This is a genomic window from Sphingosinicella sp., from assembly GCF_041916975.1.
Classification (GTDB): domain Bacteria; phylum Pseudomonadota; class Alphaproteobacteria; order Sphingomonadales; family Sphingomonadaceae; genus Sphingosinicella.
In genome coordinates this window covers 2,347,576-2,367,952 of record NZ_JAYRYK010000001.1, presented here as the reverse complement: position 1 = coordinate 2,367,952, position 20,377 = coordinate 2,347,576, and the positions used below count along the sequence as shown (strand labels likewise).

General features: G+C 62.7%; 18 protein-coding genes. 10 read left to right on the top strand and 8 right to left on the bottom strand.

Annotated elements, in window-relative coordinates:
* Positions 1-115: 115 nt before the first annotated feature.
* The 4 genes from ACE3TJ_RS11315 to ACE3TJ_RS11300 are packed head-to-tail and all read right to left on the bottom strand — an operon-like array spanning position 116 to position 6,017.
* A complete protein-coding gene (locus tag ACE3TJ_RS11315; RefSeq protein WP_374596163.1) occupies positions 116-1,264 on the bottom strand; it encodes a lipid-transfer protein in 1,149 nt (382 codons plus the stop codon).
* 36 nt (positions 1,265-1,300) lie between these two features.
* A complete protein-coding gene (locus tag ACE3TJ_RS11310) occupies positions 1,301-4,786 on the bottom strand; it encodes an indolepyruvate ferredoxin oxidoreductase family protein (protein WP_374596162.1) in 3,486 nt (1,161 codons plus the stop codon).
* Complete coding sequence (locus ACE3TJ_RS11305; RefSeq protein ID WP_374596161.1) at positions 4,783-5,253, bottom strand: Zn-ribbon domain-containing OB-fold protein; 471 nt, start codon at positions 5,251-5,253, stop codon at positions 4,783-4,785. Before ACE3TJ_RS11305 ends, ACE3TJ_RS11310 begins: the two co-directional genes overlap by 4 nt.
* The gene (locus ACE3TJ_RS11300) at positions 5,250-6,017 is read right to left on the bottom strand and encodes an enoyl-CoA hydratase/isomerase family protein (RefSeq protein ID WP_374596160.1); all 768 of its coding nucleotides are present in this window, start codon (positions 6,015-6,017) and stop codon (positions 5,250-5,252) included. The genes ACE3TJ_RS11305 and ACE3TJ_RS11300 overlap by 4 nt, the downstream gene beginning before the upstream one ends.
* Before the next feature lie 293 nt (positions 6,018-6,310).
* Here ACE3TJ_RS11300 and ACE3TJ_RS11295 point away from each other — a divergent pair, with 293 nt between their 5' ends.
* The gene (locus ACE3TJ_RS11295) at positions 6,311-8,041 is read left to right on the top strand and encodes an FAD-dependent oxidoreductase (protein WP_374596159.1); all 1,731 of its coding nucleotides are present in this window, start codon (positions 6,311-6,313) and stop codon (positions 8,039-8,041) included.
* Positions 8,042-8,090: 49 nt separating this feature from the next.
* Positions 8,091-9,170, top strand: coding sequence for a Rieske 2Fe-2S domain-containing protein (locus tag ACE3TJ_RS11290; RefSeq protein ID WP_374596158.1), 1,080 nt, complete (start codon positions 8,091-8,093; stop codon positions 9,168-9,170).
* Between the two features lie 41 nt (positions 9,171-9,211).
* Here the strand turns inward: ACE3TJ_RS11290 and ACE3TJ_RS11285 are convergent, their stop codons facing one another.
* On the bottom strand, positions 9,212-10,006 hold the full coding sequence (locus tag ACE3TJ_RS11285) for an enoyl-CoA hydratase/isomerase family protein (protein ID WP_374596157.1): 795 nt from the start codon (positions 10,004-10,006) through the stop codon (positions 9,212-9,214).
* A gap of 21 nt (positions 10,007-10,027) precedes the next feature.
* Positions 10,028-11,653 (bottom strand): class I adenylate-forming enzyme family protein, encoded by a 1,626-nt coding sequence (locus ACE3TJ_RS11280; protein ID WP_374596156.1) that lies wholly within the window; start codon positions 11,651-11,653, stop codon positions 10,028-10,030.
* Positions 11,654-11,898: 245 nt separating this feature from the next.
* Between ACE3TJ_RS11280 and ACE3TJ_RS11275 the strand changes: the two genes are divergently transcribed.
* Positions 11,899-13,062: an acyl-CoA dehydrogenase family protein gene (locus ACE3TJ_RS11275; RefSeq protein ID WP_374596155.1), complete on the top strand. Its 1,164-nt coding sequence runs from the start codon at positions 11,899-11,901 to the stop codon at positions 13,060-13,062.
* A gap of 3 nt (positions 13,063-13,065) precedes the next feature.
* Entirely contained in the window at positions 13,066-13,386 is a 321-nt protein-coding gene (locus ACE3TJ_RS11270; RefSeq protein WP_374596154.1) for a 2Fe-2S iron-sulfur cluster-binding protein, read from the top strand.
* A gap of 4 nt (positions 13,387-13,390) precedes the next feature.
* On the opposite strand, the gene ACE3TJ_RS11265 is transcribed toward ACE3TJ_RS11270, so the two are convergent.
* On the bottom strand, positions 13,391-13,696 hold the full coding sequence (locus ACE3TJ_RS11265) for a DUF1330 domain-containing protein (RefSeq protein WP_374596153.1): 306 nt from the start codon (positions 13,694-13,696) through the stop codon (positions 13,391-13,393).
* On the opposite strand from ACE3TJ_RS11265, the gene ACE3TJ_RS11260 reads away from it, so the two are divergent.
* Positions 13,687-14,523: a TetR/AcrR family transcriptional regulator gene (locus ACE3TJ_RS11260; protein ID WP_374596152.1), complete on the top strand. Its 837-nt coding sequence runs from the start codon at positions 13,687-13,689 to the stop codon at positions 14,521-14,523. The two genes, ACE3TJ_RS11265 and ACE3TJ_RS11260, sit on opposite strands and share 10 nt — an antisense overlap.
* Positions 14,524-14,535: 12 nt before the next feature.
* Here the strand turns inward: ACE3TJ_RS11260 and ACE3TJ_RS11255 are convergent, their stop codons facing one another.
* On the bottom strand, positions 14,536-15,306 hold the full coding sequence (locus ACE3TJ_RS11255; RefSeq protein WP_374596151.1) for an enoyl-CoA hydratase/isomerase family protein: 771 nt from the start codon (positions 15,304-15,306) through the stop codon (positions 14,536-14,538).
* Between the two features lie 181 nt (positions 15,307-15,487).
* Between ACE3TJ_RS11255 and ACE3TJ_RS11250 the strand changes: the two genes are divergently transcribed.
* Genes ACE3TJ_RS11250 through ACE3TJ_RS11230 form a run of 5 tightly spaced genes read left to right on the top strand, consistent with a single transcriptional unit; the run spans position 15,488 to position 20,377 of the window.
* Positions 15,488-16,669: a cytochrome P450 gene (locus ACE3TJ_RS11250; RefSeq protein WP_374596150.1), complete on the top strand. Its 1,182-nt coding sequence runs from the start codon at positions 15,488-15,490 to the stop codon at positions 16,667-16,669.
* Positions 16,670-16,701: 32 nt separating this feature from the next.
* Positions 16,702-17,673, top strand: a complete 972-nt coding sequence (locus tag ACE3TJ_RS11245; protein ID WP_374596149.1) for a VOC family protein — start codon at positions 16,702-16,704, stop codon at positions 17,671-17,673.
* Between the two features lie 9 nt (positions 17,674-17,682).
* On the top strand, positions 17,683-18,093 hold the full coding sequence (locus tag ACE3TJ_RS11240; RefSeq protein WP_374596148.1) for a VOC family protein: 411 nt from the start codon (positions 17,683-17,685) through the stop codon (positions 18,091-18,093).
* Positions 18,090-19,280 (top strand): acyl-CoA dehydrogenase family protein, encoded by a 1,191-nt coding sequence (locus ACE3TJ_RS11235; protein WP_374596147.1) that lies wholly within the window; start codon positions 18,090-18,092, stop codon positions 19,278-19,280. The genes ACE3TJ_RS11240 and ACE3TJ_RS11235 overlap by 4 nt, the downstream gene beginning before the upstream one ends.
* A gap of 2 nt (positions 19,281-19,282) precedes the next feature.
* Entirely contained in the window at positions 19,283-20,377 is a 1,095-nt protein-coding gene (locus ACE3TJ_RS11230) for an acyl-CoA dehydrogenase family protein (RefSeq protein ID WP_374596146.1), read from the top strand.

Here is a 20,377-nt window from a genome sequence, read left to right as displayed (position 1 = left end):
TTATCCTTCAATCCAACCGTCCGCCGGGAAATCGACTTACGACCGCTACATCCCCACGGTGCTCAACTTGAACTCGTTTTCGATAGGCTTTGGCTCATTTCCAAGCTCCAGATTTTCAGTTCCTGAGCACCAGCGCGCCATTGGGAGTCGTGTCGCATGACGTCACGAGGCAGGTCGCGGCGCCCGCGATCTGGGTCAGCGCGTCACCGCGCAGCTGTTTCACGGCTTCGGTCATCAGGTTCATGCCGTGCAGGTACACTTCGGCAAGGCTGCCACCAGAGGTGTTCACCGGCAGGCGTCCGTCCTGCCGCATCGCGCCGTCCGCAACAAAATCTCCGGCTTCGCCCCTGCCGCAAAATCCATAGGCTTCGAGGCTGAACAGAACCAGCGGCGAAAAGGCATCATAAATCTGCGCGACATCAATGTCCGTCGCCTTAATATCCGACTGCCGCCACAGATTGGCCGCACAGGTCCAGGACGAGCTGCGCAGGGGATCGGCGCTGTGATAATCCGTCATCAGTTGATGCTGCGGTTTCATGCCCTGGGAAAAGGCGTGGATATGCACGGGCGGCTTCGCACAATCCGCCGCCCGGTCGCGGCGTACGAGCACGAGGGCGATCGCGCCGTCGCTTTCAAGGCAATTGTCGAACAGGCACAGCGGATCGGAAATCATCCGCGCGCCCAAATAATCATCCAGCGATAGTGGCCGCGCGCCCATCAGCGCTTTGGGATTGTTTCTTGCATAGGCCCGCATGGACAGAGCCACTTCGGCCAGTTGCTCACGCGTCAAGCCATGGTCATGCATGTAGCGCCGTGTGAGCACAGCGACTTCATCGACGGGACGGAGCAGCCCCTGCGGCCGCGTCCATTTCCAATGGTCTTCCACGCATTCACGGACCCCAGCCCACAACCGCTTCGACCGGGCGCCGCGCTTGCGCGATCGCCACACCACACCGACGTTGGCAACGCCCGCTGCGATCGCCAGCGCGAGATGGCCCACCGCGCCGCAACCCGCGCCGCCACCATGCGGCGACTGCGACAGGAAGTGCACTTCGCCCATGCCAATGCTGCGCGCGATCTCGAACTCGGGGGTTTGTTCATAGGTATAGCAGGACAGCGCGTCGACCTCGGCGGGGTGAATGCCCGCGTCGTCAAGGGCCGCCTTGATCGCACGGCAAGCCAGCCGGAATTCAGAGGCTTCCAGATTCTTGGAAAATTCGGTTTCGCCGATCCCGACGATCGCGGTCTGGTCTTTCAGCATCATGCCACCTTCCGTGTCGCGCTATTCGGCCGGCACCAGCTACTCGACACGGGATGCCGCCGAATAGCGCTCACGCAGCGCGGCCAGATGCGTGCGCGCTTTGGCGAGGCTCTCGTCCTTCACGACATCGTAGCCGCGGATCAGTTCGGGGTAGGATGCGATCTCTACCGCGATATCGTACGTCGCGGGCGTCATGTCCTTCAGAAGGTCGTCGATCATCGCTTCATAGTCGGCGATCAGCGCACGTTCCGCGCGGCGATGCGCATCGTACCCGAACGGGTCGAACGGCGTTCCGCGCAGGAATTTCAGCCGCGCGAGAACCGAATAGAGCAGCATCGTGCCCCGCCCGAACCTCCGCTTCGGATAGCGGCCGGTGCGCTTGTCGCGTCGCTGCAGAATGGGCGGCGCCATGTGGAATTCGAGCCTTAGGTCGCCCTCGAATTCCTGCTTCAACGCTTTGAGAAAACTGCCGTCGCTATAGAGCCGGGCGACCTCATACTCGTCCTTGATCGCCATCAGTTTGAAATAATAGCGTGCGACGGCCTCGGTCAGCGCCTGCTGTTTGCCGCCATGCTTCGTATCGATCCGGCGAACGCGCGCGATCAGCGCCCGGTATCGTTCCGCATAGGCGCCGTTCTGATAGCGCGTCAATTCATCGGACAGCCGGGCGGCAAGCGCGTCGACATCCTCCACCTGCGCAACTTCATGTGCCCCGCCCTGGCCAAAGGCCATCGCCTCGACTGCGGGCAGATCCGTGGCAGCGAGTCGACCCCACGTGAGCGCGGCCTTGTTCATGTCGACCCCGACCCCGTTCAGTTCGATGGCCCGCAGCAAGGCCACGCGGCCGACCGGCAGCCATCCCTTCTGCATGGCATAGCCGACCAGGAAGAGGTTGGCGGCCACCTCGTTGCCAAGCAATGCATAGGCAAGGCGGCCCGCATTGACGAATTCGGAGCGATCCTCGCCCAGCAGGCCGCGAATGCCCGCCACCATGGCTTCGGCTGTCAGATTGAGATCGGGATTTCGCGCAAAGGCAGATGTCGGCATGACACGCGTATTCACGACTGCGCGGCTTTTGCCGGCGATCATTTTCGACATGACGTCCTGGCCCGTCGTCACGACGATGTCGCAGCCCAGCACCACATCGGCGGCGACAATGCGGCTCGCGTGCAGCTGATCCGGGTGGGCGGCGATCCGCACATGGCTGGTCACGGGGCCGTTGCGCTGGGCAAGCCCGGCGACATCCAAAACGGAGCAGCCCTTGCCTTCGAGGTGCGCGGCCATGCCCAGAAGCGCGCCGATGGTGACGACGCCGGCACCGCCAATTCCGGTCACCAGCAAGCTGAACGGACGGTCGCATGCCGCGACCTCGGGTTCGGGGAGCCGCGCGGCGCGATCGGCGGCTTCTGCGGGCAGGGTCGCTCCCTTTCCCGCCGTGCGCGTACGCGGCGTTCCCCCGTGCACGGTGACGAAGCTGGGGCAATAGCCCTTGGTGCAGGAGAAGTCCTTGTTGCAGGCGGACTGGTTGATGCGCCGCTTGCGACCCAAGTCGGTTTCGACGGGTTCGATGGCGATGCAGTTCGATTGCACGCCGCAATCGCCGCAGCCTTCGCATACGCGCGGATTGATGAAGATGCGCTTGTCGGGATCGGCGGCGGAGCCGCGTTTGCGGCGGCGGCGTAGCTCGGTGGCGCAGAATTGTTCATAGACGATGATCGAGACGCCTTCGATCTCGCGCAGTTCCTTCTGCACCTCGTCCAGCGTGTCGCGGTGATGGATGGTAACGCCGGGCGCGAAATCATAGTCCGCGCCGTATTTCTCGATATCGTCGCTGACGACCGCGATCCGGCGGACACCCTCCGAATGGACCTGGCGCGTCAATTCGTCTACGCGGACATTGCCTTCGATGCGCTGACCGCCGGTCATGGCGATCGCATCGTTGACCAGAATTTTATATGTGATGTTCACGCCTGCGGCGACTGCGGCGCGGATCGCCAGAAGGCCCGAGTGATAATAGGTGCCGTCGCCCAGATTCTGGAAGATGTGCTTGCGCTTGGTGAAGGGCGAAAGGCCGATCCACGGCGCGCCCTCACCGCCCATCTGGAACAGCGTCGGTGTGTTGCGCTCGGGAAGGAACGTCGCCATGCCGTGGCAGCCGATACCGCCGAACGCCACGCTGCCCTCCGGCACCTTCGTCGATGTGTTGTGCGGGCATCCCGCGCAGAAGCTGGGCAGCCGCATGAGGCCGCCGCCCGCCGCCGCTCCGGCTACGGACGCCGCCGCCGCTGGCAGCGCCACCGCCGTGCCGCCCAGACGCATCAGGAGCGATCGGAGAATTCCCGCAAGTGCCGCCGCGTTCAACTCGGCCTCGGCCGGGATCAGCGGCACGCCCAGCTCGTCCTGCTTGCCCAGCAGCAGGGGGGCGTCTTTATCATTGACGAACAGGCTGGCGAGCTGCGTCTCGACGATCGCCCGCTTTTCTTCAACGACAAGTATTGCGCCATAGCCACGGACGAATTCGGAAATCAGGTCGGGTTCCAGCGGCCAGGGCATCGCGACCTTGAACACGCCGACGCCGATCTTGCGGCACTGATCGGCGTCGAGGCCGATCTCCTCCAGCGCCTGCATAAGATCGAGATGCGCCTTGCCCGTCGTCACGATCCCCAGCAGGCTGCCCTCGCCGTGGACGACGGGCCGGTTCAGCCGGTTCGCCTTCACGAACGCCTTCACTGCGGGAATTCGCTGCTGATAGTGGCGCTGCTCGACCATCACGGGGTGGATGCCCCAGCCGACGCTCAGCCCCCGTTCCGGCAGGCCAGGGATGTCAGGCAGGGTGATCTCGACCTGATCGTCGGCGATCGTGACAGACGCCGAACTCTCGATCGTATCCGTCACGCATTTCATGCCGACCCAGCAGCCGGAAAAGCGCGACAGGGCAATCCCGTACAGCCCGTAATCCAGATAATCCTGAACCGAGGCCGGATTGAAGTAGGGCATACCGTAGTGAATGAAGGCATGGTCGCTCTGGTGCGCGACGGTGGAGGATTTCGCGCCGTGGTCGTCGCCGGCAAGAACCAGCACACCGCCATGTCTGGACGATCCGGCATAGCTGCCGTGCTTCAACGCGTCGCCGGCACGGTCAACGCCCGGACCCTTGCCATACCAGAGCGCGAACACACCGTCGTAGCGGGCTTCGCCGAACAGGTCGGTCTGCTGCGAACCCCAAACGGCAGTCGCCCCCATCTCCTCGTTGATTCCGGGCTGGAACACGATGTGATGCGCGTCGAGATCGCGCTTTGCCGCTTTCAGCGCCGTGTCGTAGCCGCCAAGCGGGGAACCCGTGTACCCCGATATGAAGCCGGCGGTGTTAAGACCGTTTGCAAGATCGCGGCTGCGCTGCATCATCGGCAGCCGGACAAGTGCCTGCGAACCCGACAGATAGACGCGGCCAGTTGTCTTCCGATAGCGATCCTCCAACGCATAATCCCGCTGGTCCAATTCCGGCATGTTGGCAGGCTGCGTCATTGATGTGTCTCTGGTTTGCGTGTCGGCGGCGGGCCGAGGTGCCAAAAGGGCAAGGCGCAGTCGGCCGAGACCTGCCGGAACAGCAGGCGAACCGGCTGTCCGATGCGGACGTCATCGGCGGTAAGGCCGGTGACGCTGCCCGCGTCGCCCGCCGCAGCCATGCCCGCAATACGGATCGCGGGATGCGCACCCAGCGCGCCGATGATGGTCACATAGGGCGCCATAGCCTCGAAGGCCGGGAGCAGGGGCCGTGCCGGGCAAGCGAAGGACCACACGGCGCCTTCCGGCGCGACCTCGTTCCAGATGCTGTCCTCGGACTGGCAGTGCGGGCACATCGGGCGCGGCGGAAACCGCATCTCTCCGCATACGGCGCAGGCCTGGATGACAAGGCGGCCTTCGAGGGCGTTGCTCCAGAACGGCCGGTCGAGCGGATCGTCGGTCGCCGGCAATGGTATCGTTTCGATCATCGCACAGATCTTTCGCCGGGATAGGCCGCCCATTGCGGCGTGCGCTTTTCGGAGAAGGCGCGAATGCCCTCGGCAAAGTCATGCGACTGGTTGTGCGCGACGATGGCGTCCCAGCCAAAGTCGGCCGCGTCGTGCAGGCCTCGTTCCTTGGCGCCCCAGATTGCCCGCTTGGTGCGCGCCATCGCGCTGGGCGAATTCCGCCGTATCCGGTCCGCAAGACGATGGGCACGCTCGGCCAGTTCGGCACCAGGACAAAGCTCGTCCACCATACCAAGGCGGAAGGCGTCGTCCGCGGTGATCTTTTCGCCGCGTCCGCCAAGCGCCATGCGCAGCACCGCGCCCATCGGCATGCGCCGGGCGAGAACCGCCGTTTCCAGCGCCGATACAAGGCCGACGCTGACATGCGTGTCCGAAAATTCTGCATGGTCGGATGCCAGCACGATGTCGCATTCGGCGACAAAATGCAGGCCGCCGCCCACAGTAGCGCCGTTCACCGCGCAGATAACGGGCTTCCAGACGTTGTTCTGAAGCGGCGTCCAGCGGATCGATTCGAGGGCCGGGCGCCCGGATTCGTCGACGATCATTTCCGGCAGGTCGGTCAGGTCGGCGCCGGTGCAAAAGGCCTTCTCGCCAACCCCCGTCACGATCGCGACGATCGCGGAAGGATCGGCATCGAAGGCACGCCAGGCTGCCGGCAGTTCGCGGCTCATGACGCTGTTGACGGCGTTCAACCGTTGCGGCCGGGCAAGCTCGATAACCGCCACGCCGTCCTCGACCCGGTAATGCAAAGTCTCGAACTGAATATCCTGCTCCTCTTCAGACAGCGCCTGAAGCAGTTTTATGGGCGCCGGGGCGGCTCACGATAAACTCGCATTTTCTTGCCAATGGGCCGGAATTTTCGCGGTTTACAGCCACTCTTCAGGCATCTTGAGGCCGAACGGCCGTGAGGCTTCGCGAGCGAAAGCGAGTTTATGTTGAGTAGGACCGAACGTCTTTTCCGGCGATATTTGCGGGGCCGGCCATCTTACCGCAAATTTATGGAATGACTGCGAACCACATGCAAACATCGCACACATCCTCTGCTTCGACGGCGTCGAGAGACGAGGATTACGACGTCATCGTCGTGGGCTCCGGGGCGGCGGCGTTGCTCGCGGCGGCGCGCGCGGCCGATTTCGGCGGGCGGGTCCTGATCCTGGAAAAAGAGGCGAAGTTCGGCGGCAATTCGGCGATGTCGGGCGGCGGTGTTTGGGTGCCGAACAATCCGGACATCGGCGCGGTGGGGATCTCCGACAGCGAGACGGATGCCTTCGCCTATCTGCGAGCCGTCATTCCGGCTGACCAGATCGCAGATGACATCATCTGGACGTACATCCGGTCGGCGCCCCGGATGATCGCCTACCTTGGCCGCCTCGGCGTGCCCTATAGCCCGGTGGCGAAGTACCCCGATTATTATCCCGACGTCGCCGGCTGGAAACCCGGCGGGCGCACCATGGACTGCGCGCCCGTAGATGGGCGGCAGCTCGGCTATCATTTGCCTCGGATGCGCCAGATGCCGCCCGCGTCCAAGGCGTTCGGTCACATCAACCTTTCGATCACCGAAGCCTCGAAGGTTCAGGCCGTCGCTCCCGGATGGCAGCGGATCGCCGCGACTGCAGTGCTTCGCTACATGTTCGATATCGGTGCGCGGCTGCGCGGCGCGCGCGACCGGCGCCTGTGCATGGGCGAGGCGCTGGTTGCCAGGCTGTATCTCGCCGTTCGCCAGCGCGGCATCGAACTCCGCCTCAGCAGCCCGGTATCGGCGCTTGCCTCCGAAGGCGGCCGGGTCAGCGGCGTTATGGTGGGCGGCGAAGGGGGCGAGCCGCGCCTCCTTCGCGCCCGGCGCGGCGTGATCGTCGCGGCGGGCGGCTTCGAAAAAAGCCCGGCGATGCGGCGTGCGCACCTGGCCGCGCCGACCTCGCCCGACTGGTCTGCGGGTAGCGCCGGCAATACCGGCGACCTGATCGATGCGGGGCGCCAGGTCGGCGCTGCCACGGGTCTGATGAACGAAGCCTGGTGGGCGCCCTCGGTGCGATGGGGCGACCGCACCGTCATCCTGTTCTTCGAAAAATCCAAGCCCGGGCTGATGATCGTCGACCGCAGGGGCGAGCGGTTCATGAACGAATCGATCACCTACAACTCCTATGGAAAATGCATCTACGGCGAAAACTACGACAATGCCGAACGGGTGCCGGCCTTCGTCATCTTCGATGCACGCTACCGCGCCCGCTACATGTTCGGAGGCTTGCTGCAGTCGACCATGTCACCCGACTGGATGAACCCCGGCGCCTTTGGCGAGAACGGCATGCTGACCCGGGCTGCGACGCTCGCCGAACTGGCATCGAAGCTGGGTATCGACGCTGAAGGCCTGCGCGCATCGGCGGACGAGATGGCGCGGTTTGCCAGAAGCGGTGTCGACGAGAAATTCGGCCGCGGCAGCGACGAGCACGATCGCCAGTATGGCGATGAAGCGGTCGCGCCCAATCCCTGCCTCGGCCCGATCGACAAGGCGCCCTTCTACGGCGCACGCATTTACCCCGGCGATATCGGCACGAAGGGCGGCCTTCTGATCAATGGCGACGGGCAGGTGCTGGACGAAGCTGGAAGAGCAATCGAGGGTCTTTACGCGGCGGGGAACAGCAGCGCTTCGATCATGGGCGATAAATATCCCGGCGCTGGCTGCACCTTGGGGCCTGCGCTGACGATCGCATACCGCGCCTCGGCGCGGGCGATGGGCGCGAACGAGGAATAGCGATCTCCGTCCGCATTGACGGATGGGTTGCAGAATGAGGAACGAGAACGTGGCGAAATCGAGTGACTATAACATGGGCGAATTCACCTTCCCGCGCGGATGGTTCATGATCGCCGATGCGTCCGAACTGAAGGACGCGCCGTTGCCGCTGCGCTTCTTCGGCAAGAACTTCGCGCTTTTTCGCGGCCAGAGCGGCCGGCTCGTGCTGCTCGACGGTCATTGCAGCCACATGGGCGCGCATCTCGCCGCGTCGGCCAGCGCTTCGATCGCGGTTCACGGCGAACAGATCGAAGGCGATTCCATCCGCTGCCCCTATCATGGCTGGCGCTATACGGCCGACGGAGACCTTGACGACATTCCGGGTTTCGACGGGCCGTGCCCGAAGGCCGCGAAATTAGGGTCGTACCGGGTGGAGGAAGTGATGGGCGCGATCATGATGTGGCATGATCCCGAGGGCGGCGAGCCGGAGTTCGACCCACCCCGGCTACCCGAATGGGATCAGCCCAACTGGATCAACGGCGCCTATGATCATCTGGGCTGTCTGGACATCCATCCTCAGGAAATTCTCGATAACATGGCGGATTCCAACCATCTCGGACCCACGCATGGGTCGCCGTGCGAATATTTCGAGAACGAGTTCGATCGCCATCTCTATTATCAGCGGCAGGGCGGGTTTCGCCGCGAATATGATGCCTATCTGATGACCTTCACCTGGTACACCGGTCCCGGTCTTCTGCTTTCACGACAGGCGATCGGCGATATCCGGTCGATCGAGTTCATCTTTCACACACCGGTCGAGGATGGCATGACGAAGGTGTGGCACAATAATCTTCTACAAGTGGCGGGCGATGCCCCCAGCGAAGAGGATAGGGCCCACGCGAAACATCATCAGGCCGAGGTACTGGCGGCCTTCGGGCAGGATTTCGATATCTGGCGTAACAAGATGCCCGCCCTCCACATCATGAGCCTGCCCACCGAGCGCAACTTCCGGCTCGGGCGGACATGGTACCGGCAGTTCTACAATCCGCGCAGCCAGTCCGCCGCGTTCCACGCGCAGACCGAGGGCAGACACGTCCCGGTCCACAAGCTCGAACCCTATGAAATGTCGCTGGAGCTGGAGCGCGCTTGATCCGCGCGCCAGCTCCGACTCCGGCCCAGCAACGTAGATGTTCAGCGTCCGGTGAACTTCGGCTTTTCCTTGTTCTGGAAGGCTTCCAGCGCGATCCGGTGATCGTCCAGAAGCTGCGTGACGTTCTCGAAGGCCGCGGCGCGGTCGATGACTGCGTTGGCCGTTACCTTCAGCCCCGCATTGATCGATGCCTTCGTCCATTTGATCGAATGGGTCGCGCCCTTCGCCAGCCGCTTCGCCATCTTCGCGACGGTTTCGTCCAGCGCATCAGCCGGCACCGATTCGGTGATCAGCCCCATAGCCGCCGCATCCGGTGCAGAAATCGCATCGCCGGTCAGCAGATAGCGGCGCGCGCGCGCATAGCCGATCAGCTGCGGCCACATGACCGCGCCGCCGTCGCCCGCGACGAGCCCCACCGAAACGTGAGGATCAGCGAACACCGAGTGTTCGGAGGCATAGACGAAATCGCAATAGAGGGCGAGCGAACAGCCAAGGCCGATGGCCGGCCCGTCGACCTTTGCGATGATGGGTTTTTCAAGATCGAGAAGAGAGTTCTGGATCTTTCGATCCTGCCGGATGCCGGCGCTTGTCGCGACCGGGTCACCGTGGAGCGTGAGCAGCCATTTTAGGTCGCCGCCCGCGCAAAAGGCGCCGCCCGACCCCGCGAGGATGACGACATCGACGCTCTCGTCCCGATCGACATCGTCGAAGATCAGTGAAAATTCGCGGTGAAGATCATGGTTGATCGCGTTCTTCGCTTCGGGGCGATTGACCGTGATGGTCAGGATCGATCCATCCTGCTCGATGCGAAGCGCTTTGTAGTCGTCATATTTCATGCCTGATCATCCTCGATCGTTTCACTCGGTTTCGACCGGCTGGGCCGTGGTCAGGCCCAGCCGCTGCGACATTTGCTCACGGAGCAGGAATTTCTGGATCTTGCCCGAGGGCGTCAGTGGGAAAGCGTCGATGAATTCGACATATTCGGGCACTTTCCACCGCGAAATCCGGTCGAAGCACCACTGCCGTATCGCCGCGCCGCTGATGTCGGCGCCGTCGCGCAGGCAGACAACCGCGCAGGCGACCTCACCGTATTTTTCGTCAGGCACGCCGACGACCGCGACATCGCGGATCGCCTCATGCTCCTTCATGTAGGTTTCGATCTCGACCGGAGACAGGTTCTCGCCGCCGCGGATGATCATTTCCTTCTTGCGCCCGACGATCGATACAAATCCGTCGTCGTCCATCCGGGCGAGGTCTCCGGATGCGATCCAGTCCGGCCTCTCGCCGCCGGCCGCGGCACCGTAGCCCAGCATGCCGCCGGGGCCGGAGTATAACAGCTCACCCGTCGCATTGCGCGGCACGGCCTGGCCGTCGCTGCCACGGATCGAGACGCTGACTCCGGTGAGCGGCGTGCCGCTCGTCCGGATCTTGCGCTCGGCGCTGTCGCCGGGAACCGTTGTCGTCGTCACGCCGCAGGTCTCGGTCTGGCCGTAGCAATTGATGACATCGGCGCCGAAAACATCCTGGCAGCGGTGGAGAAGGTCCCTCGTCACAGGCGCGCCGCCGACGATGATCCGCGTCAGCTTGCCGAGCGCGCGATGCCGGACCGAGGGATCGTCGAGCATCGCGATGAGCATGGTCGGCACGCCGATGAATGCCGTGCATTCCTCGCGTTCAAGGACGTCGAGCGTGATGCCGGGCTTGAAGATGTAAAGGGGCAGCGAGGTCGCGCCAACCAGTGCGGCACCGGGCAGGGAGTTTCCAGACCCACCCACATGGAACAGCGGAAAGCCCGGACATACCCGGTCGCCTTCGCCGATGCCCCATATATGGTATGAGTTTCGCGCCGTGGTGGTGACGGCCCGGTGCGACAGGCGGACCGCCTTCGGCACGCCTGTCGTTCCCGACGTGTACTGGATCATCATGATGTCGTTGGGATCGACCGCGACCGAGACGGGGCCTTCGGTGCCCCGTTGCATGAGGTCGGTCCAGATGCTGGAGAAGCTGTGAACGTGGCGCAGCGCCGGTGCATCCATCCGGGCCTGGGCGATTGTCGCGGCCGGGGATTCGCCGCCGATCAGGTCGGCATGGAATATCCCCGCCGCGCCTGAATCGCGCAGCGCGAACGCCAGCTCGGTCAGCCGATAGAGCGGATTGAGCGCGACCAGCACCATGCCGGCCTTGGCGATCGCATATTCCAGAAGCACCCATTCCGGGTTGTTGGGTCCCCACAAGGCGATCCGGTCGCCAGGCTCATGGCCCAGCGCCAGCAGGACGGCCGCCAGCCGTCCGGCATCGGCGTCCAGTTCGGAATAGGTCCAGGCCCGGTCTTCTATGGCGGGCTGATGGCGGTAGACGACGGCTTGCCGATCCCCCCATTTGCGTGCCGATTCCGCAAGAGCGGCGCCCAGAGCCAAGCCAGCACGCGGCTGTGCAGCGGCCGGGGCGATCCATTCGGACAGGAGGACTGCGGGGTTGGTCACGCTGATGTTCTTGATCCGTAATCCGGGTTCGCACCGCGGCTGCGAACGTCGCTGGATTAACCTCGTGCAGCGCTCACCTTAAACTCGTTTTAGGTGTGTTCGGGCGGTGCGCGCATCCAGCCATGCGAGGCTTATGCGAGTTCAAGTTGAACGCCTTTCTCCCTAGTCGAAGCACCGGACATTGATCATCGAGAAGGACACGTGCGGGGCGGGACTTGGAGCCGGACCGCATTGCCGGAACACCTATGAACAGCTTATCCGAGGCCGACCACATCCTGATGCTGCGTGAGACGCTGTCCCGCTTCATCGAAAGGGAGATGCCGCTCGAACTCGTCAGGAAATGGGATCACGATAACCATTTTCCGCGCGACGTGCATCGCAAGCTGGCGGAGCTGGGCCTGATGGGGCTCACCGTGCCCGCCGAATATGGCGGCGGCGGCCGCGACGTCCGCGCGACGATCGTAGCGATCGAAATCCTGTGCGGCCGCAGCATGGCCGTCGGCGGACCCTATATCCAGTCCGCCTGTTATGCAGGTCTCAACATCGCCGAGGTGGGAAGCGAGCGTCAGAAACGGGAGATCCTGCCCAAGGTCGTCAGCGACGGCATGATTTTCGCATACGGCATCAGCGAACCCGATGTGGGGGCGGACGTCGCTTCGGTGCGAGCGACCGCCAAGGCCGATGGCGACCGGCTGATCATCAACGGATCGAAGCGCTTTTGCTCGGGCGCGAAAATCTCCGACTACATCTACACGCTGGTGCGCACAGGGCCGCAGGAAGATAAATACCGCAATCTCACGCTGGTGCTGGTTCCGTCCGATGCAGACGGTCTGACCTACGAGGCGCAAGATGCCATGGGTCTGAAGGGAACCGGCACCTATGACGTGACCTTCGCCGATGTCGCGGTCCCTCTGGAGAATGTCGTCGGCGAAGAAGCAGGCTGGAACAACGCCTGGTCGATGTTGCTTGGCCCCGGGCTCGATATCGAAAAGATGGAAGTTGCCGCCATGGCGCTGGGCATTGCATCCGCGGCGGTAGAGGAGGCTTGGGCGTATGCGCAGGAGCGTATCCAGTTCGGCCAGCCCATATCGGCTTTCCAGTCGATCCGGCACATGCTGGCCGAGGTGCAGACAAAGCTGCACGCCTGCCGCGTGCTGACCTATCAAACCGCCGACACGCTGGACCGCGAAGGCAGGGCGTCACTCGAAACGTCGATGGCCAAGCTGTTCGTATGCCAGGCGGCTCAGGAGATCGTCCTTACCTGCCAACAGGTTCTGGGCGCCTATGGCTATATCAAGGAATTCGACATGGAGCGGCATGTCAGGGACATATTGATCATGCCTATCCTTGGCGGATCGTCGGCGATCCAGAAGAACAATATCTGCAACATGATGAAGCTGAAGAAATAGCGCATGCCCAGAATCACTTTCATCGAGGCCGATGGAACGCAGCATGTGGCCGAGACTGAAGTCGATGTGTCGGTCATGAAGGCGGCGATCGGCAACATGGTCCCGGGCATTGACGCCGATTGCGGCGGGGCCTGCGCCTGCGCGACATGCCATGTCTATGTGGATGCGGCGTGGATCGGTCGAACGGGTATGCCCGACGAGATGGAGCAGGCGATGCTCGAATATGTTTCGGAGCCCGGCGGCGGTTCGCGGCTGTCCTGCCAGATCACCGTGACCGAGGAGATGGACGGTCTCGTCGTCCGGCTCCCGAAGCAACAGGGGTGAAGGGTCAGGCTGTCGGGGGTATGCCTTCGGCCAGCAGCAGCTCCGTCGTCACCCCGCTGGCCTTTCGCAGCGCGATCATGCGCGCGTAATCGGGATCGGAGTACCAAGCTTGCGCCGCCTCGCGATCCGGGAATTCGATCAGCACCAGTGCGTGGCCCGGCGGCTCGGCGCCTTCCAGCTTTTCGGCGTCACCGCCCTTGATCAGGTAGCGACCACGATATTTTTCCACGAGCGGCTCGGTCACGGAGCGATACTCCCGGTACCAATCCCAGTCCTCGACGATCAGCTTCCCGAATACATATGCCGGCATGGTGGCTCCATCTTCTTTGGTTGCCGCATATCAAGGCCTGTCCTCACAATGAACTCGCATGGGGGCCGGCGCACAGGCAGGCCGTGTCAGAGCAGTCCATTGCCGAATTGCCGAAGTGGGGCTTTTGCGACACTATCGGGCCGAGTTTGTGTAAAGTCGATGGGATCGAGTTGCCGATGACGCCCCCTGCAGACACGCCCCCTGCCGCTCAAGGCGAAGCGACTGACGTTGGACGCCGCAAGAACCCCAAGCAGCAGCGGGCAATGGTCACCGCCGAAGCGATCACGCAGGCCACTGAACAGATCATCGTTCGCGAAGGCTTCCAGGCCGCGACGACCAACCGGATCGCCGAGGTGGCGGGGGTCAGCGTCGGATCGCTGTATCAGTATTTTCCGAACAAGCAGGCGATCGTCAAGGCGCTGATCGAAGAGACGGTGACGAAGGCCGCGGCGCGCATCCGCGAAACGCTGCGAAACTCCATGGAGGAGCCGCTTGAGCCGGCGCTGCGGCGTGTGATGGCGCTGCTGCTTGAAATCTACAAGGAAAACCATTTCATCCTGTTCCGCATTCTGGACCAGGTGCCGGAACTGAAGAAATATACCTCAAGCCTTTCGGTCGAGAACTATACGCACTCGACAAATCTGGCTTTCCTCGAACAGCATCAGGCCGAACTCAAGGTCTCGGACCTGCGGACGGCGCTGCTCCTCGTCGAGCGCGCGACCATTCAGAATATCGAATATTTCCTGGCGCATAATCCGACCAACATCTCGGAGGAGCAGCTCATCGACGAAGTGACGCGAATGGCGGTCAATTATCTTACGAAATAGGGCGGAGCGCTCCTAATCACGCGATATGCGTTCTTTGATGGCCGCCAACCGGTTGCGGACGAAGGGCGATTGCAACAGGTGGTGAAAACTCTCGGCCTCGTGCCGGATCGCGGCATGGATCGCCGTTCGTTCCTCGGCCTTCAGCAGCTTCTTGGTCATGACAACGGCGTCCGGCGAGAGTGCCGCGATTCCGCGCAGGACCTGAAGCGCGCGAGGCTCCAATCCGCTCCGCGGCACCGCCTCGTTGACAAGGCCGAGGTCCACCGCCGTGTTCATGTCGCAGCCACGCTCGTGAAGCAGGATCGCCATCGCTCTGCGGTGCCCGGCCAGCCGCGGCAGCAGCAGACTTGAGGCAAATTCGGGGATCAGCCCCATGTCGGCGAACGGAAAGACGATCCGCGCCTCGGGCACCCCGTACACCAGGTCGCAGTGGAACAGCATGGTCGCGCCGATACCGACGGCATTACCATTCAGCGCCGCGGCGACGGGCTTGGGAAAATCGACGAGCGCCTTCATGAACAGAAAGGACGGCTTTTCGTCGTAGGCTATCTCCAGCCCCTGCGCGAAACCGCTGACGTCGTGGCCGGCCGTGAAAATCGTGCCGGTCGATGCGAAGAGGACGCAGCTGATCTCTTCGCTGCGTTCGGCCACATGCAGAAGATCGACCAATTCCCGGTACATATAGTAGGTGATCGCGTTCCGCTTGGCTTCCCGGTTCAGCCGGATCGTCATGATCCGGTCGGCGACAGTCACCTCGATGCCCGTGGGTTCCGTTTCGACCATTGCCGCCTTTGTCCGTCACTCGGTTTCCGGGCACGGACTCTGGTATTCGGGCGGCTAAGGTTAAACTCGCTTTCCCGGCGCTGGGGAACACGAGTTTATTATGAGCCGCCCCGCCGAATAGGCTCCGCCACGATCGAAGGCGTGAAGAGCGCTGAAACAGGCTCATCCGGGGTGATCGCGAATGGAATATGACCCTTTCTCCGATGCGGCGATGCGCGATCCGCATGCTCTTTATGATCAGCTGAGGAAAAGCGACGGGGCATACTTCATCGAAAAGTATAACGCATGGGCGCTTGTTCATTTCGATGACATCTGGAAGGTCAGTGTCGAGCACGAGGCGGACATTACCTTTACGGCAGGGCAGCCGCTGACAAACGTTCTTCTTGGTGAGCCGGTCCCGCATGCCTTTCCCAGCATGGACCTTCAGGAACATCGCAAATGGCGGCGTATTGTCCATGCCGATTATACGAAGTCGAATGTCGAGCAGGACAGCGAGCGTATTACGGCGCTGGCGCGGGAATTGCTGAAGCCGCTGGCCGAAAACGGCGCATTTGACTTCTACACCGACTACGTGAATCGCCTGTTCGCGATCAACGCTGGTTATAATCTGGGCCTCCCTCCCGGAGACTCGATCGCGTGGCGAAAGCTGATCGATGAAACCATGCACCGTGAGACGGGGCAGATCGGCACGTCCTCGGCGCGCAACCAGGCTGCCGGTGCCGAGCTGTTCCAGCAGCTACATGCGTATGTCCGCAAAATCCGCGATCAGCCGGATTTGGCGGGCGGACATATCCGGAAATATCTGGAAGCCGAGGTCGATGGCCACCGCCTTGAAGATCAGGACATCGTGAACATCCTGATCATTTTTCTCACCGTCGGATCGGGGACCACTCCCAACGTCTGTGCCGGCGCGGTCTATTATCTCGCGCAGCACCCGGCGCAGCAGCAGGCGGTGATCGACGATGTCGCACTGGCACCGCGCGCCTATTTCGAGGCCGCGCGCTATGACCAGCCGACCAATATACTGTGCAGGCGCGCGACGAAGGACTTTTCGGTAAGGGGCCGGCAGATCAAGGCGGGCCAAAATCTGCTGATGGTTTATGCATCGGGCAATCGCGACGAAGCGGAATTCGAGCGGGCCAGCGAATTCGACATTTTCCGTTCCTACAAGCGTGACCTGACCTACGGCATCGGCGGTCATAAATGTCTCGGGATGCACCTCGCGACCATGGCTGGGACGATCGCGCTCGAAGAGTTCTTCAAGGTTTCAGGACGTTACACCGTCGATACACCTCGCTGCACCCGGTTCTATGGCGAGTTTCTGTCCGGATTCGATCATGTGCCCGTGCAGCTTGGCCGCTAGGCCAACAACCGCACCCGTTCAGGAGTAATCTCATGTCCATTCGCAGCCTGGGATATGTGGGCTTTGGCGCACCGGACCCGATGGCCTGGCTCGACTATGCCACCAAAATCATCGGCCTGATGCCGGCGCGCGCCTACGCGGGCGAGGATTGGGGCATACCTGCGATCCCGGGGGCAGGCCCGAAAAGCGGCGGCAGCGGAATCGCCGACGATGGCAGCGTCTATCTGAAGATGGACGAGTGGCAGTGGCGCATCGCGGTCCATCCCGACGAAAACAACCGGGGGATCAAATATCTCGGATTCGAGGTGGAAGATCAGGCTGACCTGGAGGCCCATGTCGAAAAGCTCCGGTCTGCGGGCTTCGACGCCGAAATGGGAACCGCCGCGCAGGCACGGCAGCGCGCCGTCACCGCGATTGCCCACACCGCCGATCCCTGCGGCAATGCGATCGAGCTCTTTCACGGCCCGACCGTTGACAGGAAGTTCGCGTCGCCGCTCGGCATGGAATTCCTCGCCGGTCCGCTCGGCATTGGTCACGTCAATCTGCTGGCGTCCCGCAATCTTGAATCCGCGCAGGAATTTTACACGCGCATTCTGGGCTTCAACCTCGTCGACTATATCCACTTCGGCAGCGGCAATTCAGCCAATTTCTACGGCTGCAACGCGCGCCATCATTCGATCGGACTGCTGAAGGTCGGCGATGTGCGCGGGGTTCACCATCTGATGATCGAGGTGACCGAGATCGATATGGTTCTTCAATGTCTCGAGCGGGTGACTGACGCGGGAATCGAGATCACTTCGACACTCGGGCGGCACGTCAACGACGATATGCTGTCCTTCTACATGCGCTCGCCCTTTGGTTTCGAGGTCGAGATCGGCTTCGGCGGGCGGATGATCGACGACAGCTGGACACCCAACCAGTTCGTCGAAGGCGACATCTGGGGGCATCGCGGCCTCGACCCCGCAACGATCGAGAAGAACCTCGCGTCCGCGCCCCGTGGATAGGAGAATATCATGACCGCCAAACTCGCCTGCGAGCAGATTGACGTTGGCATCGTCTCGGCAGCGATCGATGGCCCAATGCGGTTCTATAACGAACTCTTGGGCTTTCCGCTCGCCGGCAGCGTGCAGATTCCGAACGTCGGCCAGGTCACGCGCATCCAGATCGGCAACAGCATCCTGCGCGTCCTCGTGCCCGACAAGACGCCCGCACCGGCCGCAAGAGGCGACGTGTTTTCGGACCGGATCGGCATCGGCTACATCGCGCTCAAAATCTCCAACCTTTCGGAGACCGTGCATCGCGTCGCGGGCGCGGGCTACACCGTCAGCGTTCCGATCCGGACGCTGCGTCCCGGCGTGCGCGTCGCGCTCGTCGAGGATGCCGACGGCAACACCGTTGAACTGATGGAGCAGGACGCAGCGTGAATTTTTCATTTGCCGAAGAAGAGCTGGCGTTCCTCGAACGGTTCCAGGCCTATCTGGAAGGTGAGAAGCAGCGGCCCGACGCGAACATCGTGTTCGCGCCGTGGCGGGAAACCGATTCCTGGCTCGTCGATTCGCCTGAGCGTCGCCAGTTCATGAAACGGCTGGCCGAAGCCGGCTATATCGGCATGTCCTGGGCGCGCGAATATGGCGGACGGGAAATGCCCGGCGTCTATGATTACCTGCTCAACGAGGAGCTTTCGAGCCAGGGCGCGCCGATCATCGGCAAGGGTGTCGGCTGTATCGGCAAGACGATCATCGCGCACGGATCGGACCGGCTGAAACAGGAATTCCTGCCGCAGATCCTTGCCGCGGATATCGAATTCGCGCTCGGCTATTCGGAACCCGGCGCCGGGTCGGATCTCGCCTCGCTGAAGCTGCGTGCCGAACGGCGCGGCGACAAATGGGTTTTGAACGGCCAGAAGATGTGGACCACGTCCGCGCATTTCGCGGACTGGTACTGGGTGGCGGCGCGCACCGATACGGACGTGCCCAAGCACAAGGGGATCAGTGTATTTCTGGTCCCGATGGATCATCCGGGGCTGACGATCACCGAAATCAAGACGATGGGGGACCACCGGACGAACCAGGTGTTCTTCGACGATGTCGATGTGCCGCAGGATTATCTGGTCGGCGAAGAGAATGCCGGTTGGCAGTACGTGTGTGAGGCGCTCGATTATGAACGCTTTGCGCTCTACACGGTCGGGCCTTTGCTGCTGCGATTCCAGTCGCTGGTGGAACTGCTGAAGCTGACCCGCAGGGACGGTGTTCCGCTGTCGAACGACCCCGTCGTCCGGTCGCAGGTGGCGGATTTCGCGTGCGATGTCGAAACCGCGAAGATGCTGCAACGGCGCGTGATCGCCCGAGCGATCAAGGGCGAAGTGCCCACCGTCGAGGCGGCGATGTACAAATATTACAGCACGCAGCTCGGCCGGCGGATCGCCAATTATGCGATCGATTGTCTCGGGCCGCTGGGGCTGCTGAAGGCCGGGGCCCCGCACGCGCCGTTCGGCGGCAAGTGGGAAATGTCGGACCGGGCCACGGTCGTCGATACGATCGGCGGCGGCTCGTCCGAAGTTCAGAAAAATATCGTGGCCCGACGCGGGCTGGGACTGATGGTCGGAGCGTAGCGATGGATCTCGATCTGAACGAAGGGCAGCAGTTGCTGCGCGATACGGTTCGGCGGATTTGCGAAGCGACCTTCGACGCCGGGAAGATCCGCGCGCTCGAAGCCGAAGACGACAAATTGAACCGCCCGTTCTGGACGGAGCTTGGCGCGGCGGGGCTGTGCGGGCTTCGCATCGCCGAAGCCCATGGCGGCGCCGCGATGAGCACGCTCGATCTCGCGCTTGTCAGTGAGGAGTTCGGCCGCGCGCTCGCATCGTCGCCTTTCCTCTCCAGTTGCATCCTTTCGGCCAGCATCCTGGCGTCGCTGGCGCCGGCCGATGTGCAGGATGAATATCTGCCCGCCATAGCGGCCGGCGCGCGGATCGTGATTCCCGCGTGGGACGGGAATGAAGCCGACGCAGCGCTGGCTACGATCGATTCTGCGCGCGCAGTGTTGTCGGGGGAAAGGCTGCTCGTTCCGTTCGCCAGCGTCGCCGACCTGTTCCTTGTCCACGCGCGCGGCGAGGGCGGCGGGTGCTGGACGCTGATACCGGCGGACGCCAGCGGCGTTTCCATCGAGGCGCAGCCCAACTACGCCTCGCAGGCGCTGTTCGCCGTCCGTTTCGATGATGTCGAAATCGATCCGGCGCGCAGCTTCGCCGATGGGGAGATGCCCGGATCGGACGCGGCCATCTTCGGCGATGTTCTGGTCGCGGTCGCCGCGGAGGCGGTGGGTGCGGCGGAACGGCTGCTCGCGCTGACGGCGGATTATGCCAACCAGCGCCAGCAATTCGGCCGGCCGATCGCAAATTTCCAGGCGGTGTCGCATCCGCTGGCGGAGTGCGCCACGGAACTGGAGGGTGCGCGCTATCTGGTCTATCAGGCGGCGTGGGCGAAGGACGGCGGCATGCCGCATCGCCACCTCGCGCAGATGGCGAAGCTGAAGGCGACATCGCTGTTCCGCCGGCTGGCGACGGTGAGCGTTCAGGTCCATGGCGGTATCGGCTATTCGACCGAGGCCGAGCCGCAACTCTTTTACCGCCGGTCGAAATTTCACGAACTGATGTACGGGACACCGGCGGAGCTCAGAGCGCGGATATCCGATCATGTCTTCGCATGA